Here is a 16769-nt window from a genome sequence, read left to right as displayed (position 1 = left end):
GCTCCGTAGGCATAGCCGACGGGCTGGTGTTTGTCGTAGCCGATGACGCAGCTCCAGCCGGGCCGTGCGGTCCAGTGGTCGAGGCCTTCGGCGAAGCGGTCCGGGGAGGCGAACGGGTCCCTCTGCGCGGCGTCCGCGTAGACCTCGGTGTACACGCCGAGGAGCAGCGGGCGCAGTGCGGGGGCGTGGGCGCCGGTGTAGTGGCGGATTGCTATGCCGGTGGTCACGCGGGCGGTCTCCTAGGCGGTGGCGAGCTGGTGGTGGAGGGTGGCGAGGCGTTGGGAGATGCGGGGGCTGCTGACCGCTATGGTGTCGATCGCCGTGGCGGTCGCCTTGGCGCTGGCGGTGTCGCTCTGGGCGAGCTGGAGTTGGGCGAGCTGGATGCCGTAGTAGGCGCGGTTGCGGTGCATGGATGGGCCGAGCAGGCGCAGGGCCTGGGCGGTGGCCCTTTCGGCGTCGTGCAGTCGGCCGGTGGCCCGGTGGGCGATGGCGGCGAGTCCGGCGATCTCGGCGGCGTCCAGGAAGCGGAGCCAGGGTGGTGGGGGTGTGGTGGTGTCGAAGCGGTCGTGGGCCTTCTGTGCGGCGAGAAGGGAGCGTGCGCAGGCACCGTGGTCTCCGAGGCGGGCGTGGCCGATGGCGAGGCGGGAGTGGAGCAGCGCCGCGATGCGGGGGTCCTGGCGGGCCTGGCGGGTCTGAAGGGCGGCGCGGTTGATGTTCAGGGCTTCGCGGTGCCGGCCTTCGGCGCGGGCCTGCAGGGACAGGTCGGACCAGGCGCGGGCTTGGGCCCGGCCGTCCTTCCCCAGGATCCCGGACTGCAGGGCGGCGGCGTGGTGGAGTCGGGAGGCTGCATTGTCGCCGGAGTCGTAGGCGGCCCAGCCGGCGGAGGAGTACAGGTCGCTGAGCGCGCAATGCAGGGCCTGCTCCACGCGGGGGCCGTAGTTGCAGGCGTCGACCGTGTCGCGCAGCCGGTCGATGTAGGCGGTGGCGACGGCCAGCAGGGCGCCGCCGCCGATCGCGGTGAAGTGCGCGTCGAGTCGGCCGATGGTCGTGGTGATGCGGTCGACGTCCGCCATGGTGAGTCGCCCGCGCACCGGAGTCTCCTCGATGCGGAGCACGAGGGCGACGGTCGCGGCGGTGGACGCGGTCAGGAATGCGCGGCGCTTCACGGGTTCCTCCTGCCCTGGTCGCACCGGGGCAGGTGAGACGGGCAGGCGGCTGGAGCGGCCGCGCGGCACGAATCCCATGGCCTCGGGCGGCCGGTCGAAAATCTCGGCGAGAGGCAGAAGGTAGCGGTGGGTGGGCCACCGCACGGCACCGGAGATCCACCGGCGTACGTCCCGGTCGGTGCCGCGCCGGGGCGTCCGAAGATGCGTCCGGAGACCTGGTTGACCTCGTTGGCCAGGGACCGGTGGGTATAGCCGTACTCGCGCAGCAGGGCCGTGAGGATGGTGTTGGTCGGTGTGTCCATCAGGCCCCAGGTGGCTGCTGTTCGAGATGGCGACGGTAGTTCTGGTTTTATTCACGAGTAGTGCCGTCAGTTGTTCACGGGTTTGGGAGGCACCCAGATCCACGGTCGGGTGATGTTCACGAGTTTCGACAGCGCTGGGGTACTTGCCAGGGCAGCATCGGGGTGCTCCTGGTGAAAGGTCCTGGTCATACCGCAAATGTCCAAGGTCGAGCTGTACGCGGCGATCCGGCGTGATCACCGTGCCGGTATGAAGATGCGCGAGCTTGAGCGCAAGTACAACGTGTCATGGCGGACCGTGAAGAAGGCCGTGGACTCGGTCTGGCCGGAGCCGCGCAAGAAGCTTCCGCCACGGCCGACCGCGCTTGATCCGTACAAGCCGGCCATCGACGAGATACTGCGGACGGACCTCGACGCGCCGCGCAAGCAACGGCACACGATCACCCGGATCTTCCACCGGCTGGTCGAGGAGCACAGCGCCGACGTCTCGTACCAGATGGTTCGGCGCTACGTCTCCGACCGGAAGCCGGAGATCCTCGCGGCCTCGGGCAAGGCCTCGGTGGAAGCGTTCGTGCCGCAGACCCACCTGCCCGGTCACGAGGCGGAGGTCGACTTCGGCGACGTGACGGTGCGTCTGGCCGGCGAGCTGGTGACCTGCTATTTGTTCTCGCTGCGCCTGTCCTACTCGGGCAAGGCCGTGCACCGGGTTTTCGCTTCGTGCGGCCAGGAAGCGTTCTTCGAAGGGCACGTGCACGCGCTTTGCACGCTGGGCGGTGTTCCCCGGACCAAGATCCGTTACGACAACCTCAAGTCGGCCGTCGCCCAGGTGCTGGGGCTGAGCCGGGCCCGGGTGGAGACCGACCGGTGGATCGCTTTCCGCTCGCATTTCAACATCGAGAGCTTCTACTGCCGCCCGGGCATCGAAGGCGCCCATGAAAAGGGCGGCGTCGAGGGGATGATCGGCTACTTCCGCCGCAACCACTTCACCCCGGTCCCGGAAGTCGACTCCCTCGCCGAGCTCAACGAGATGGTCGACCAGTGGGACCTGCACGACGGGCACCGCCGGATCGGCTCGCGGCCCCGGACCGTGGATGAGTACTTCGCCGTGGAACAGCCACTGCTGATGCCACTGCCTCAGGAGCCCTTCGAGACGGGCCGGCTGTTCACGCCACGGGTTGACCGCTACAGCCAGATCAACGTCCGAACCAACCGCTACTCGGTCCCGACCCGATTCATCGGCAAACGGGTGCGCGTCGTCCTGCACGCCTCTCACCTGGTGGTCTACGACAGGAACATCGAGGTGCCCCGGCACGAGAGGCTGATCGCGAAGGGCGCGTTGCGCCTGGACCTGGACCACTACCTCGAAGCCCTCATTCGCAAGCCCGGCGCCTCCCCCGGCGCCACAGCCCTGGAACAGGCTCGGTCCGCGGGCAAGTTCACCCCGGTCCACGACGCTTGGTGGACCCAGGCCCGCAAGGTCCACGGCGAGCGGGACGGCACCCGGGCGCTGATCGAGGTCCTGCTGCTGAACCGCCACCTCGCCCACGAACACGTCGTCGCGGGACTGGCCATCGCTCTGCGGGCCGGCGCTCTGACCGCGGATGCCGTTGCGCTGGAGGCTCGCAAGGCCGCCCAGGCGGAAGACGAGCCAGTCGTCGGCACATCCGCTCCGCAGATGCCCAATGAGACGCCGGCGACCGTCACGTCGCTGCACGAGTGGCGCCTGGCCCACCTTCCCCCGGGCACCCGGCCGCTGCCGTCGGTGACCCCCTACGACCAACTACTACGACGCCGTCGCACCAGTGACGGCAGCCATCATGAGGGAGAAGCCCAGTGACCCTGCCCCGCCAGCGAGGCTTGACCGAGCAGGCCGCCGACGCCGCGATCGACACCGCCTGCCGCCTGCTGCGGCTCCCGTCGATCCGCAACGAATTCACTGAGATCGCCGACCGGGCGATCAAGGACCAGATGACCTACCGCGGCTTCCTCGCCGAGCTGCTGATGACCGAGTGCGACGACCGGGCCAGGCACCGTTCGGAACGACGGATCAAGGCCGCGGGCTTCCCGCGGGAAAAGTCCCTGCGGGCCTTCGACTTCGACGCCAACCCGACATCGACGCCGCCACCGTCCACACCCTCGCCAGCTGCGAACGGATCAAGAAGAGTCAGCCCCTCTTGTCTCGTGACCCTGTCTTTGGAACTTGATGGCGCGTTGCTTCGTTGGCCTGTTGTGGATCTCTCTTCCGAACAGATCGATGAGCTGCGGGAGTTGGCAGGCAGCCGTCATGCCCCTGCCGATGCCGCTCTGCGGGCCCGCTTGGTGCTGTGGACGGCCGAGGGGCGGCGACGCAAGGACATCGCCGAACTCGCCGGAGTCGCACCGAATACGGTGGACCGCGCCAAGGCCCGTTACCTCGTGGGCGGGATTGCCCAGCTGGCCTCCCGGAAGCCCGGCGGCGGACGGGATCAGGTCCCCGCGACCACTCGGGCCCGGGTGATCGCGTTGACGAAGACGACCCCGCCGACGGAATCGGGGCTGTCGCACTGGTCCACGCGGACGCTGGCCGATCACATGAAGCGGCGCGAGGGCATCTCGGTGTCCTGGCACTACGTCGCCCGCATCTGGCGGGAGGAGAATCTCAAGCCGCACCGGAACGGCACCTTCAAGATCTCGAAGGACCCCGCATTCGCGGACGAGGTCGCCGATGTCGTGGGCCTGTACCTGGCCCCGCCCGGCGGCGCGGTGGTGCTGTCCATTGACGAGAAGACGCAGATACAGGCGCTGGACCGAACCCAGCCGGTGCTGCCGGTCGCCTTCGGCGCGGGCGAGAAGCGCACCCACGACTACGTACGGCACGGCACCACCAATCTGTTCGCCGCCCTCAATGTCCCTACCGGTGAGGTGACCGGCGAGTGCAAGCCGAGCCGGAACGGGGCGAACTTCCTCGCCTTCCTGAAGAAGGCGACCAAGCCGCACGCCGGCAAGGAGATCCATGTCGCCCTGGACAACCTGTCCACGCACACCACGCCGGAGGTGAAGGCATGGCTGGAAAAGAACCCCCACATCCGCTTCCACTTCACTCCCATCGGCTCCTCATCGTTGAACCAGATCGAGATCTGGTTCGGGATCCTGACTCGGCAGTCCATTCGCCGGGGCACGTTCTCCAGCGTCAACGTCCTGGTCAAGCAGATCCGCGACTACATCAACTCCTGGAACGAGGACGCGAATCCCTTCACCTGGACCGCGTCCGCCGAAGAGATCCTCGCGAAGGTCCGCATCGTCCAGACCAACATGAAGAAACTCATTAATAACAACTCAAACTGACACGATCAGGATCACGAGACACTCTGCCTGATCGGCGACTCTGGCACTGGCAAGTCCCACATGCTCATCGCCCTGGGCACCGAAGCGGCCATGAAGGGCTACCGCGTCCGCTACACGCTCGCCACGAAACTGGTGAACGAACTGGTCGACGCGGCCGACGAGAAGCAGCTGAACAAGACCATCGCCCGCTACGAGCGTGTTGATCTCCTCTGCATCGACGAGCTCGGCTACATGGAACTGGACCGCCGCGGCGCGGAACTCCTCTTCCAGGTGCTGACCGAACGCGAGGAGAAGAACAGCGTCGCCATCGCCTCCAACGAGTCCTTCGGCAAAGCGCACATGTTCCGGCGAACCCGTGCGAGGTGCCGCCAAAACATCATGGGTTCGGTGGCGGCAGGCGTCGCCGCATCCTGCAGGACAGGGAGGTTCTGCGTTGACGAGAGTCACCTGCACCGACAGGCAGACGTTCCCAAGCCAGGAGAAGTCGTGCGGCCTGCGCGGACAGACCCGCTGATCCTGCTGGCGGGGGTCAGCGGTGGTTCAGGTTCAGCGCCTCGAAGAGCGCGATCCTCTCGCCCACCCGGTCAATCAGCACGTTGTACCAGCCCTGGCTGAGCAGTGTGCCGGGCTCGATGGGATCCGGCGGATCGGAGATCACCCTCACACACAACTTCTCGATATCCAGGACCGAAGGGGCGATGTCCGGCACCCAGTGGCGGACCTGCCGCCCCTCCTCCGCCACCTTGAGGGAGAGCTCCTCCAGTTCCTTGGCGCCCCGGCGCACATCCTGGTGCAGGAGCTCGATCTTTCCCAACGCGGCGTACATGAACGCATTGACCGCCCCGGTGAAGCCGACGACGTGAGGGGAGGCCGTCTGCGCCTGCTCGAACCGTTGACGCTGAAGGGCCGTTTTCACGCCGTCGGCGCGCTTCTGTTCCTCTAGACGGAACTCATGCTGCTCCCGGCGGCGCGCCAGACCCCGGGTGACCAGGAGGCCGGCGAAAGCCGCCAGCATGCCGATCACCGCGGCAGCCAGGGTCGCCATCGGAATGAGGTTGTTGGGGGCGGGCTGGCACGAGGTCATGGTCTGATCATTGCCGGTGCGCGGCAGGAGGACGCAGGATTTGAGGAGCGCAGAGGCTTCGGCCAGCTACTTCGCCCGGGTGCTCTCGTCGGGAAGTCGACCCGGGTCAACGTGGTCGGCGAGGTAGATCATGGTGGCTTCGGGGTCCATACCGAAGGCGGCGGCGACGAGTTTGGGGTCCATGGTGTTGACCAGATCGAGGAGTCGAGTGCAGCGGATCATGCGGGGCGGGAAGCCGCAGGCGTCGAGGATGTGGCTGACATAGGCGGTGGACGCCGGTCCTCGGCCGGACTTCGTCTGGCGGGTGACCATCACGTGGGGATTGTCGGTCCGCTGGCCTTCGCGGTGAGCGAGACAGCGTTCCAGCTGGCTCTTCGGCTACCGCCGACTCACCGTCCGGTACGAACGAAAGGGCATCCACTTCCTTGCCTTCCTCGGCCTCGCCGCAGCCCTGACCTGCTACAAAAGACTTGCGAAAGTCACCACGTGAGACGTCCTCTAAGCCGTTCCGATACTCGTCCCCCAGCTCTCCGGACCGTGGTTCTTAGGCCCTCTGTGCCGTGGTCGGGGCTGTACCCGTCGTTGAAAGGCGGCGCGGCCTTCTCCGGACGAGTCAGCCGAGCACAGAACCCAGAGGCTGCGTAGGCTGTCTACCAGCATCTGGGCGGGGCGCGACCCGGGAGGGTGCGCCTTACGCGCGGTGGTCCATTCCACGAGCATGCGGCCTGCCAGCCGGGCTGTTTCGGGTGAGTTCTGGTCGTAGTGGCGGCTGCCTCCCTCCGTTGCCATGTACCACACGGCGTCCAGGGACTCCCTGATCTGCTCTCGCAGGTGGATCAGGTCGTCGTCTGTGACCGCGAGAAAGGTCTCGAGTCTTTCCCGGCCGGAGGTTTCGCAGCGCTCTGCAAGTTGCTCGCTGTGGCAGTGTGCTGCGAGCAGCCACGCTGCGCGGGATTGGTCGGGTGGCCGGCTGAATGCCATAGCAGTACGTAGGTCTTCCATGAACACGGTGTCATGCGTAGGCAGGGCGGGAGTGTTCAGCCAGATCAGCACTCCGCGGACCCGTTCATCGAGCTCGGCGCGCGATGCTGCCGTCAGATCGCGTCGGCGTCGGAGATTGTCCCTCATCTGCCGAACGGCTTCCTTGTTCTGCATGTCGAGGGCCGCTGTGGCCTCAGCCCAGTCGTACTCAGGTCGAGCCTCGTCGCGGAAGTCCGCCGGAATCCGCTGCAGCTCCTCGTTTTGCCGGTCCCGGCTCTTGGCGTACTGGGGGAAGTAGGCCTTAAGCAGTGCAGCGCGGACAGGGTCGGAGGGAACAAGGACCTCGTTGAAGAACGCCAGGAGCGCCAGGTCGTCGTTCGATCTGCATAGCGGGGCGCATGTCAGAAGCCCTGCCACGAGGATGGCTGTCTCCGGCGCATAGATATAACTGTTCCCCGTCCGCAGCAGGGTGCCCGGGCCGGGTCGGGGAATCAGCCCGGCTGTGCGCCACCGCTCTAGCTGGTAGGGGCTCAATTTCTGTCCGGATGCTGCCACAGCCTGGATCAAGTGTCTGTCGGGGGCGCTGGGCACCGTTCTCACCATGACCTCAAACTACAAAGGTGGTGTCCGTAGTTTCGGCATCCCCGACGACATCGGGCATGTGGAGAAATGGCAGCTCGCGCTCGACATGCTCGACGAGACCCGCTCGTGGGGCATCGAGGTGCCGCTGGCCATCGCGGATGCCGGATACGGCGATGCCGCGGCCTTCCGCCTCGGTCTGCAGGCCCTCAACTACGTGGTGGGCATCTCGACCACCATGTCGGCCCAGCCCGGCGAAGCCGTGCCGGTGACCGAGGTGTACTCCGGCACAGGACGCCCACCGGCGGCGAAGTACCCGGACAAGCCGCAGTCGGTGAAACAGCTGGTCCTGGCCGCCGGCCACAGGGCGGCGAAGCCGGTGCAATGGCGTGAGGGCTCCCGGCCCGGCACGGGCCGCAGCGGCTTCGAGCGGATGTACTCGCGGTTCGTGGCCTTGCGGATCCGGCCTGCCGGACGCGAGGTCCGCCAGGCCGCCGAGGGCCCGGAACTGCCCGAGTGCTGGCTCCTGGCCGAATGGCCGGCCGGCCAGGGCGAACCTGTCCAGTTCTGGCTCTCCGACCTGCCCGCCGACACCCCACTGACCACTCTCGTCCGCCTCGCCAAGCTCCGCTGGCGCATCGAACACGACTACCGCGAGATGAAACAGGCCCTCGGCCTGGCCCACTTCGAGGGCCGGACCTGGGGCGGCTGGCACCACCACGTCACCCTCGTCTCCGTCGCGCACGCCTTCTGCACTTTGCAACGACTGACCAAAGCCCCAAAAGACATGGCGCCGGCCTGAGCCTCTACCGCATCGTCCACGAGCTACAGACCCTCCTCGCAACATGGGCCGGCGCCTGCCCCACCTGCCACCGCGACATACCCACCCCCGCACCAACATGACCAAGCCCTACTACGACCGGGTCAAGGAAGTCCTATACCCGGAGACGGCGGACGCCGAGGACTTCGGGTACGGGCGGGTGGAACGGCTGCTGGACCTCGTGCGGGGCAAGCCTGCGACTGGTTTCAGCGGCAGGGAGGGCTTTGAAGCTTTCTCCGACCGGGTGCAGCCGCACTCACCGGGACTGATCCGGCGGATGTGGTACGGCGGGGGCAGCCTGCGGTCGGCCCGTTGGGCGGGCGAGCACGGGATGAACTTGCTGACCAGCAGGGTCGTCAAGGCCGAGGGTCTTGAGCCTGAGGTCGCCGGCTTTGCCGCAATCCAGCTCTCGCACATCCGGGCCTTCCGGGCGGCTCACCCGGATGGGGAGGCGGCCCGTGTTTCGCAGGGGCTGCTCGTTGTTTCTACGGACTCGGCGTCGCCCGAGCAGCGGGCCCAGTATGAGCGGTACGCCGCCGAGCGGCTGCCCCGCGCGTCGGCGCCGCAGGGTCAGGCGCGCATGATGTTCGCGCATGATCTGGTCGGTACCCCGGAGGTGATCGCCGAGCGGCTGCAGGCGCACGCGGCGTTCCGTGAGGTGGACGAGGTGGCCTTCGCTCTTCCTTAGCCTTCGAGCGCGAGGACTACGAGCAGATACTCACCGATATCGCGTTGAAGCTGGCCCCTGCGCTGGGCTGGCAGCCTGGTACCTGAGTGGCGGGTCCGCTCGTTCGCTGCCACGGCTGTGGCTGGTGCGAGACGCTCCGCGGTTGGTGAACGGCCTGCGGACGCGAGCGGGCTCCAACCTCCCCCGTAGGGGGAGGTACCAGCGCATGCCGAGGGCATCGAGCACGCGGATCCGGTCGGTGGGCAGGCGTTCTTTGCGGCGGCGGGTGTTGCTGATCCACTGTCCGAGGCGTACGGGTTCACCGTCGAGGTCTTCGACGTGGCGCTGCGGAACCTCGAGGTGTCCTTCCCGCTGGTGGAAGGCGCGGGCGGCGGCCAGGCCCTGCTCCGGCTTGCGGGTAGCGGGTTTCCGTTTCTTCGGGGACGGTTCGGTGTTCTCGATCAGTCCGATGCCGGCCAGGAGGCGCTGCTGGGTGGGGTGCAGGCGTTGTGGGTGGAGGCGCTGGTTGTGGAGCCACTCCTCCAGGCGGTGTCCGTCATCGGTGATGTAGTTCCGGGGCACGTCGGTCAGATGGTTGCCAGCGTTGTGGTGTCTGCGGGCGGCGTGGTAGGTGCGGTGCCAGGTCAGGGGCCAGGGCGGGTTCCAGATGATGCCGAGGCGTTCGAGGGCGGTGGTGCGGGCGGGGTCGAGGGCGCCGGTGGTGTGGAGGTGGCGTTGCCAGGTGAGCCAGCGGCCCAGGGGGTAGCCGTCGGGGTCTTCGTAGGTTTGGGGGGCGTCGAGGTGGTGGTGGGTGCGGTGGTAGTGGCGGGCTGCGGTGAGGCCGCGGCGCCATTCGGCGCTTTTGGGGTTGAGGACGCGCAGAGTGAGGGCGAGAGCTACTTCTTCTTGCTGGGTGGGGCGTTCGAAGTGGAGCCAGGCGCCGGGGTCTTCGGACCCTTGGGTGGGGCGGTGGGTGCGGGGGTCGGTGTCCTGGATGACGGGGACGAGGATCTGGTAGTCGGCGAGGAGGCCGAGGTCGATGGCGTCGGAGAGGGTGAGGCGCCAGGCGACGGGGCCGAAGAGGGCTTCGTCGTCCATGGAGGCGACGGGGGTGTCGCTGTGGTCGGTGTCGGGGTCCCAGATGCGGGGGGTCGCGGTGAGGTAGAGGCGGCGGGCGGCGGGGATCTGGTCGTCGTGGTGGATGCCTGCCCAGGCTTTGCCGAGGCGGCCGGCGGTGCGGTGGGCCTCGTCGACGACGACGAGGTCCCAGGGTGACAGGCGGTGGTCTCGGTGGGCGCTGATGACGGTGGGGAGGGAGGCGTAGGTGGCATAGACGGTGACCGGGCCGGTGGGTGGGGTGAGTTCGGTGAGCTCGTCGGGTTTCGTGGTCATGGGGAGGTTGCCGGCGGAGGGGTGGTCCATGGCTTGGCGGGTGGAGCAGACGGCTACCGCTGGGGCTTTGTGCCAGGAGCGGACGGTCTGGGAGAGCAGGTCCAGGGTCGGGACGAGGACCAGGACCCGCCCGCGGGGTGCGATACGGGTGGTGGTGCGGGCGGCGATGAGGGTTTTCCCGGTCCCGCAGGCCGCGATGACACTGGCCCTGGGGTGGGTGCGCAGAGTTTTGACTGCGGCGGTGACGGCTTCTTTCTGGTGGGGGCGGAGCTCGATCGCGGCGGTCGGCATGCTCTCCTGGCCGGTTCCTGGTCGGGACGGTGTCTTGGTGTGCTGCGCGGATGCGGTGGTTGCTGAGGTCGGTGAGGGGGGTGCTGGTTGGTGTTCTCCCCTGTCTGGTGGTTCTGACGTTACAGATCGGTGTTGATCAACGGGCGCAGTGTGGAGCCGTTGCGGTGTTTCATCACGTTGAGCTGGCTGGGGATGCGGCGGCTGAGTTCGGCGACGTGGCTGACGATGCCCACTGCCCGGTTTCCGGCGCGGAGTTGGTCCAGGACGTCCATGACTTCTTGGAGGTTCTGTTCGTCGAGGGTGCCGAAGCCTTCGTCGATGAACAGGGTTCCCAGGGGGCGGCCGCTGGCTTCCTGGGTGACGACGTCGGCCAGGCCGAGGGCAAGGGCGAGGGAGGCGGTGAAGGTTTCGCCGCCGGAGAGGGTGGAGGTTTCGCGCTCGGTGCCGGTCCAGGTGTCGAGGATTCTCAGTCCCAGGCCGGACTTGAGGCGTCCGCGTCGGCCTGCGTCCTTGTCGGCTGTGTGCTGGAGGAGGTAGCGCTCGGAGGTCATGGCCTGGAGCCGGATGTTGGCTGCGTCGGCGATCTCTTCGAGACGGGCGGCCAGGACGTATGCCTCGAGTTCCATGCTGAGGGTGTTGGCGGTGGTGGTGGCGGAGGCGATGCTGGCCAGGCGGTCGGCGAGGGCGTGGCGGGCCTGCAGGGGTTCCAGGTCGCTGAGGCGGGCTTTGAGGGTGGAGATCAGCTCGGTGAGGGCGGTGACGCGATGATCGGTTTGCTGGCGGTCGGCTGCGGTCTTCTTGGCTCGTTCTTCGGTCTCGGTCAGGGCTTTGGCTGCGGCTTGGGGGTCGGCGGGGGGCTGGAGGCCGGCTTCCAGGAGGGTCGGGGTTTTCAGGAGGTCGGTGACGACGGCGTCGTCCTTGCCCCACTGGTCGAGTTCCTGGCTCCACTGTTCGAGGAGCGCTGGGTTTTGGAGGGCGGCGGTTGCTTCGTCGAGCGTCAGGAACCCGGCGTTGTGGGCAGTGGTGGTGGCGATGGTCGTCGCGTCCAGGTGGCGGGTGGCTGCTTCGGCTGCTTTCTGGGCGGCGTCGGTGGTGTCGGACAGGCTTTTGGCGATGCGGCTGAGTTCGGTGATGCGCTCGTCGAGGGTGGTGGCGGTGCCGCGTGCGGCGGCCAGGGTGTGGGCGAGGGCGGTTTGCTGCTGGGCCAGGGTTTTGGTGCGTGCCTGGCATTCGGTCACACGGGCCTGAGCTGCCTGGCACTGCTGGGTGCGGGTGTCGTGTTCTGTGCGCAGGCGGGTCAGGGTTTCCTGGGCTGAGGGTAGTGCGGCGGCGGCCTCGCATGCGCTCTGGTGGGCCTTCTTGGCCTTGGTTAGCTGTGCCTTGAGCTCGTCGCTGGGGGTGGGGCCTGCTGCTCCGGATGCTTCGGCGTGCTGGGTGGCGAGGTCGTGGCGGTGGCTACTGGCCCGGGCGTGGAGCGAGTCGGCCTGCTCGTGAAGGGTGCGGGCCTTTTCCTCGTCCTCGCGTGTGGGCTGGTCGGGTTGGCGTTGGGCGGGCTGCGGGTGGTCGGGCGAGCCGCAGACCGAGCACGGGGTCCCGTCGGTGAGTTCGTCGGCGAGTTCTCCGGCCATGCCGTCCAGGCGGCGTTCGCGTAGGTCCAGCCACAGTTTTTTGGTTTCGAGGGCTTCAGCGGCACGGTCGGTTTCCGTTTCCGCGGCTGAGGAGAGCTTGCCGGTGAGGGTGTCGCGGAGGCGTGCGGCCTTGAGGTGTGCGTTGAGTGTCTGGATGTCCTGCTCGTGTCGCGGTACCTGGTCGGCCGCCTTGGTCATGTCGGCGAGGCTGCCGGTGTGTTCTGCCTCCAGTGCAGGCCATGCGGTCAGCCATTGCTCGTCTTCCTCGAGATCGGCTCTTGCCTGCTCCTCTTTGGCGTTGAGGTCGGTGATCTGGACGCCGAGTTGCGTGTGCTGCTGTTCGTCTGGCAGCAGCCCTTCGGCTCGCCCCTTCTCGGCATGGTGCTGTTCAAGGGCGTCCCGCAGCTGGGGAATTGATGTTTCTCGGTACTCGTCGGGCAGCAGCAGGCGGGCGTCGTCCTCGGCGCTATTGGCCGTGCCCAGGGTGAGCGCTGTGCGCTTCACCGTGTCCAGGAGGGGGCGCAGTTGTTCTGCGCGCCGTCCGGCGTCCAGTTGCGAGCGGAGCCGGGGGTGGTCGGCGGCCTTGTCGTCGAGAGCTGCACGGCGTGCTTGGGCCTGTGCGTGCTGGGTTTGGTGGTTGGCGAGCTCGATGGTGCGCTGATGTTCAGTCTTGGCGTGCTGGTGCTCGATGTCGCTGCGTTGCTCGTCGGCCATGGCTGTGGCGTGGGCGCTCTGAGCTCGGGCGCTCAGGCGCTGGGCCCAGGGCAGTATGTCGGCGGGGTGCTGAAGGTTGGGGCTGGCTGGCTCTTCGGTGCCGGTGCCCTCCTGGTGAAGGAGTGGGCCTGCTTCCTGGTGGATGCGTTCGCTGAGCTGCTGCAGGGTGGAAGTGACCTCGTTGAGATTCTCCTGAGCAGCTTTGCTGCGGTTGGTGAGCCAGGCCTGCAGTTCCTGGAAGCGTCCGGTGTCAAAGAGGCGGCGCAGCAGCACGGCGCGGTCCTTGGCGTCGGACCGCAGGAAGGTGGCGAAGTCGCCTTGCGGCAGGAGGACGACCTGGCAGAACTGTTCCTTGGACAGGCCGAGGGCCGCTTCGATCTCTCTGGCGGTGTCCTGGTGGTTGGCGCTGACCGGCTCCCACTTAGCAGCGCCGTCTGTGGTGCTGGTCTGTTGGTGGAGCTCGACGGTGGCCTCGGCGGTGGCGGTGCCGGTTTTGGCGCGTGTGCTGGGGTAGGATTGCCTGGGCTTTCGTGTGATCTTGAGACGGCGTCCGGCTGCGCTGAACTCCAGGATGATCTGGGTGCGCGTTCCGGTGGGGGCGTGGTCGCTGCGCAGGCGGTGGGTGGGACGGATCCCGGGCACAGTGCCGTAGAGGGCGAAGCAGACGGCGTCCAGGATGCTGGTCTTCCCGGCTCCGGTGTCACCGCGCAGCAGGAACAGGCCGTTGCTGGTCAGGGCGTCGAAGTCGACGGATTCTGTGCGGGCGAAGGGGCCGAATGCCTGGACCGTCAGGTGGTGGAGGTACATCAGCTGGCCTCTCGTGCGGCGGCTGCAGTGCGGACGTTTTCGAGTCCTTCTCGCAACAGGTTCTGCTCTGGGGTGGTGGCGGGAGCGCCGGTAACGTGGTGGAGGAAGCCGAGGGTGATCTCGTGGTCGCTGCGGCCGTTGACCCGGGAGCGGTAGGACTCCTGCGAGGCGGTGTGCTGGTGGGAGAAGCTCAGTTTCAACGCATGGGGGAAGCGCTGTTTCAGGCGTTCCATGGCCATGTGGGGGCGGTTGGTGTCGGTGAGCGTGATGTGCAGCCAGCAGTCCTCGTACTCGGCGTGCTCGGGTTGGGTGAGCAGGTCGTTCAGGGGGCCGGTCAGCTGACGCAGGCGACGGGGCACGGGACAGAGGATCTTGCGGGCTGTGACGTCGGAGCCGGCGTCCAGGTCGATCAGCCACGTGGCTTTGGGATAGTCGGCCTCGGAGAAGGAGTAGGCCAGCGGGGATCCGCTGTAGCGGATGCGTTCGCTGATCTTTTGGCAGCGGTGCAGGTGTCCCAGCGCCACGTAGTCGGCGCCGGTGAAGACTGAGGCGCTGACTGAGGGAACACCGCCCGCGGTGATGTCGCGCTCGCTGTCGCTGATGTCCGCCCCGGTCACGAAGGCGTGGGCTAGAACGACAGATCTGGTGTTGCCGGGACGGGTCGCGAGATCGGAGCGGACTCTGTCCATCGCCGCGGTGAGCACAGCCTGGTGGCTGGGCTTCTCGGCCGCGAGCTGCGTATGGACCAGGCCGGGTTCGAGGTAGGGCAGGCCGTAGAAGGCGACAGGTCCGTGCTCGTCGTGGAGTACGGCGGGGCGGGCGCAGTCCTCCACACTGGTGCGCAGGTGGATGCCCGCGCGCTCGATCAGCCGGGAGTTGACGCCTAGGCGGCGGGGCGAGTCATGATTCCCGCTGATCATGACGAGCGGTACCTGAAGGTCGGCGAGTTCCCCGAGGACCCAGTTGAACAAGTCGATCGCGTCGAGGGGCGGGATGGCCCGGTCGAAGACGTCACCCGCTACGGCCACCGCCTCGACATGCTCCTGACGCACCATGCTCAGCAGGTGCTCGAGGAAGGTGCGCTGCTCCGCGAGGAGCGGCTCCCGGTGCAGTTGGCGGCCCAGGTGCCAGTCCGAAGTGTGCAAGATCCGCATAAACGCAGACCGTAACCACCAAGGCGGGTGTTACGGGCGGCTTTACCGATAAACGCCCTTGACTTTGAACTGAACAGGTATACGAAGAAAGGTTCCCCTGCAGGCAGCCCAAGGGAGAACGGTCGGACACTCGCCAGGTAAACTGCTGGCCGCCCGACGAGTCGTCAGGGTCATTCCAGGTGGCCCCACGGCGTTTCCAGGGACAGCGTGTCGACGGAGCGGCATCGCCGACCCGATGCCCGGCGATCGGCGATCGCCAACGTCGCTTGACGGCGGCATGTACGCCGGATTCCTCCCATGTCTTGCAGCCATGCGGCTGCCCGGCAAGGGCATCACGACTACGCGCTCTGTGCGCGTATAGACGGGCGACCGGTCATGGCAAAGGGAAGGGGCGACCCCAGCCAACGCCGGCAGGCCCCGTCTGCCACCGCCCGCCCCTCTGGCGGAGGACCAGGGCGGACTGCCCTCGTCGAAGCCCTCAGTGAGGGGTGAGGGTGGAAACCTCCCGGCGCCACAGGCAAAGCCGTCTGAGCGCGGCTGGCGTTACCTCCTGCTCCGGCCCGCAGAGGGCCCTGAGGAACCCTGAACATAGCCCCGCGGACTGGAGGAAGAAGCAGCCCGCAGCCAGTCGGTCAAGGCGCCTCGATGTATGAACTGGCTTGCCGACTAGCCGTCTGAAGCAACCGGCACTGGCTAGGAACCGGACGGGGCCGAGGCAGGGGCAGCGAGGCTGTAGAAGACCGAACGTCCCTGCTTGGAACGCTCCAGCAGCCCCTGAGCAACCCCCTGCTCCAGAGAGTTACGCACCACCGTCACCTGGACCGTGCGCTCAGGGTGCGCCTCAGCGAGCGAGGCCGCTACTTCTGCCGCAGACCGCGGCTCGCTCTGTCCTCCCAGGTATGCGGTGGCCAGCTCGAGCCACGTCGGCTCACCCGCCTTTTTGGGCGACACAGTCTTCTTGGACGCCTTGCGCCCGGCGGAGGCAGCCGACTTCCCTGCTGCTGTCTTGCTGTTGGAACCCCTCGCCGCGGGAACTGCGGTCCCCTTACGGCCCTTGCCCTGCTTCGCTGCCTGCTTGGGCGTGCCGCCGAGCACTTCCTGCATCTTCGTCAGGACCTGCTCACTGTCCTCCAGACGGACAAGCTCATCCTGCAACCGCGCCAGCTCGCTACGCACGCGCTCCTGATCACTCCGGTTCGCCGACAGGTCATCAGCGACCCGCTGCGCATAATCTGCCGTGACACTCTGAACGGGAAGGTTTCCAGACATGTAAGTCCTCGGCTCTCAACGTGGAGGGTATGGAGCGACGATCGTACCCACATAGATCAAGCCAACCTGCCGGTGCGCCTGGTGAGAAAGCCGCCGCCGAAATGCTCTCCCCCTGGTCGTGAGGTGCAGATACACCCGCTTACCAGTGTTCGCGCCCTGCAGGTGTGGCTGGGAATCGGTTCCTCCAAGCTCCGGGCAGTGGTCGTGCCGGAGCCTTCCCGGAGGTCTGGCATCTTCGCCGGTGGGCCTCGGTGTGCAATCGGAGCGAGGAACCGTGGGTGGCCTCTGATCCGCCAGGCAGACCAATCCAGCCAAGACGCTTGCAGAACACACAGTCAGCCACGAGGGCGGCCGCCTCGTTCAGTCAAACACGCCATGTGCGCCGAAGGCTCTTGTGCTGTTCGGGGCGTACGGTCGGCTGCCGCGATCAGCCGATGTGCGTAGGCATCGCTCCCGGCCGGCTGTTGGGTTGGCTGTGCTGCCCCGGCGAGGTCAACGATGCCGCCAGGTACGGATTTCCAGGTGGGTGATGGGGGCGTCGGCATGAATGCGACCGGTGTCGACAAGCCACCGGTGGATGGCCGCGGTGACATC

10 protein-coding genes and 6 pseudogenes are annotated in these 16769 nt (G+C 67.2%); 7 read left to right on the top strand and 9 right to left on the bottom strand.

Going from position 1 to position 16769, the window contains the following annotated elements; translation table 11 throughout:
- Positions 1-227, bottom strand: a pseudogene (locus D581_RS0136245) (GNAT family N-acetyltransferase); the annotation flags it as partial.
- A gap of 12 nt (positions 228-239) precedes the next feature.
- Positions 240-1523, bottom strand: coding sequence for an NsdA family TPR-like regulatory protein (locus D581_RS0136240; RefSeq protein WP_486585923.1), 1284 nt, complete (start codon positions 1521-1523; stop codon positions 240-242).
- Between the two features lie 141 nt (positions 1524-1664).
- Here D581_RS0136240 and istA point away from each other — a divergent pair, with 141 nt between their 5' ends.
- The 4 genes and pseudogenes from istA to D581_RS1000000140480 all read left to right on the top strand — a co-directional run.
- A complete protein-coding gene (istA, locus tag D581_RS0136235; protein ID WP_018961988.1) occupies positions 1665-3302 on the top strand; it encodes an IS21 family transposase in 1638 nt (545 codons plus the stop codon).
- A pseudogene (locus tag D581_RS1000000141135) lies at positions 3299-3639 on the top strand (ATP-binding protein); the annotation flags it as partial. The gene istA and the pseudogene D581_RS1000000141135, both read left to right, overlap by 4 nt.
- A 7-nt stretch (positions 3640-3646) precedes the next feature.
- Positions 3647-4789: an IS630 family transposase gene (locus D581_RS0136230; RefSeq protein WP_199787869.1), complete on the top strand. Its 1143-nt coding sequence runs from the start codon at positions 3647-3649 to the stop codon at positions 4787-4789.
- 15 nt (positions 4790-4804) lie between these two features.
- Positions 4805-5116: pseudogene (locus tag D581_RS1000000140480) on the top strand (ATP-binding protein); the annotation flags it as partial.
- Positions 5117-5318: 202 nt separating this feature from the next.
- Here D581_RS1000000140480 and D581_RS0136220 read toward each other — a convergent pair.
- Together D581_RS0136220 and D581_RS0136215 are read right to left on the bottom strand one after the other, a co-directional pair.
- Positions 5319-5873: a hypothetical protein gene (locus tag D581_RS0136220; protein ID WP_018961985.1), complete on the bottom strand. Its 555-nt coding sequence runs from the start codon at positions 5871-5873 to the stop codon at positions 5319-5321.
- A 66-nt stretch (positions 5874-5939) separates the two neighbouring features.
- Positions 5940-6188 (bottom strand): hypothetical protein, encoded by a 249-nt coding sequence (locus D581_RS0136215; RefSeq protein WP_469227087.1) that lies wholly within the window; start codon positions 6186-6188, stop codon positions 5940-5942.
- Between the two features lie 49 nt (positions 6189-6237).
- Between D581_RS0136215 and D581_RS1000000141795 the strand changes: the two are divergent.
- Positions 6238-6363: pseudogene (locus D581_RS1000000141795) on the top strand (IS5/IS1182 family transposase); the annotation flags it as partial.
- 8 nt (positions 6364-6371) lie between these two features.
- On the opposite strand, the gene D581_RS0136210 reads toward D581_RS1000000141795, so the two are convergent.
- Positions 6372-7457, bottom strand: a complete 1086-nt coding sequence (locus tag D581_RS0136210) for a hypothetical protein (RefSeq protein ID WP_158688667.1) — start codon at positions 7455-7457, stop codon at positions 6372-6374.
- 34 nt (positions 7458-7491) lie between these two features.
- Here D581_RS0136210 and D581_RS0136205 point away from each other — a divergent pair.
- Positions 7492-8235 (top strand): annotated as a pseudogene (locus D581_RS0136205) (IS701 family transposase); the annotation flags it as partial.
- 109 nt (positions 8236-8344) lie between these two features.
- Positions 8345-9027 (top strand): annotated as a pseudogene (locus D581_RS1000000138860) (LLM class flavin-dependent oxidoreductase); the annotation flags it as partial.
- Here D581_RS1000000138860 and D581_RS01000000138335 read toward each other — a convergent pair.
- The 4 genes from D581_RS01000000138335 to D581_RS0136180 form a co-directional block, all read right to left on the bottom strand.
- On the bottom strand, positions 8972-10603 hold the full coding sequence (locus tag D581_RS01000000138335) for a Helicase associated domain protein (protein WP_018961980.1): 1632 nt from the start codon (positions 10601-10603) through the stop codon (positions 8972-8974). The pseudogene D581_RS1000000138860 and the gene D581_RS01000000138335 sit on opposite strands and share 56 nt — an antisense overlap.
- Before the next feature lie 119 nt (positions 10604-10722).
- Positions 10723-13752 (bottom strand): AAA family ATPase, encoded by a 3030-nt coding sequence (locus D581_RS0136190; RefSeq protein ID WP_018961979.1) that lies wholly within the window; start codon positions 13750-13752, stop codon positions 10723-10725.
- Entirely contained in the window at positions 13752-14906 is a 1155-nt protein-coding gene (locus D581_RS0136185; RefSeq protein WP_018961978.1) for a metallophosphoesterase family protein, read from the bottom strand. Before D581_RS0136185 ends, D581_RS0136190 begins: the two co-directional genes overlap by 1 nt.
- Positions 14907-15599: 693 nt before the next feature.
- A complete protein-coding gene (locus tag D581_RS0136180; RefSeq protein WP_026291225.1) occupies positions 15600-16175 on the bottom strand; it encodes a hypothetical protein in 576 nt (191 codons plus the stop codon).
- Positions 16176-16769 lie beyond the last annotated feature (594 nt).

Source organism: Streptomyces sp. CNB091 (assembly GCF_000377965.1).
This window is presented reverse-complemented; position numbering and strand designations above follow the sequence as displayed.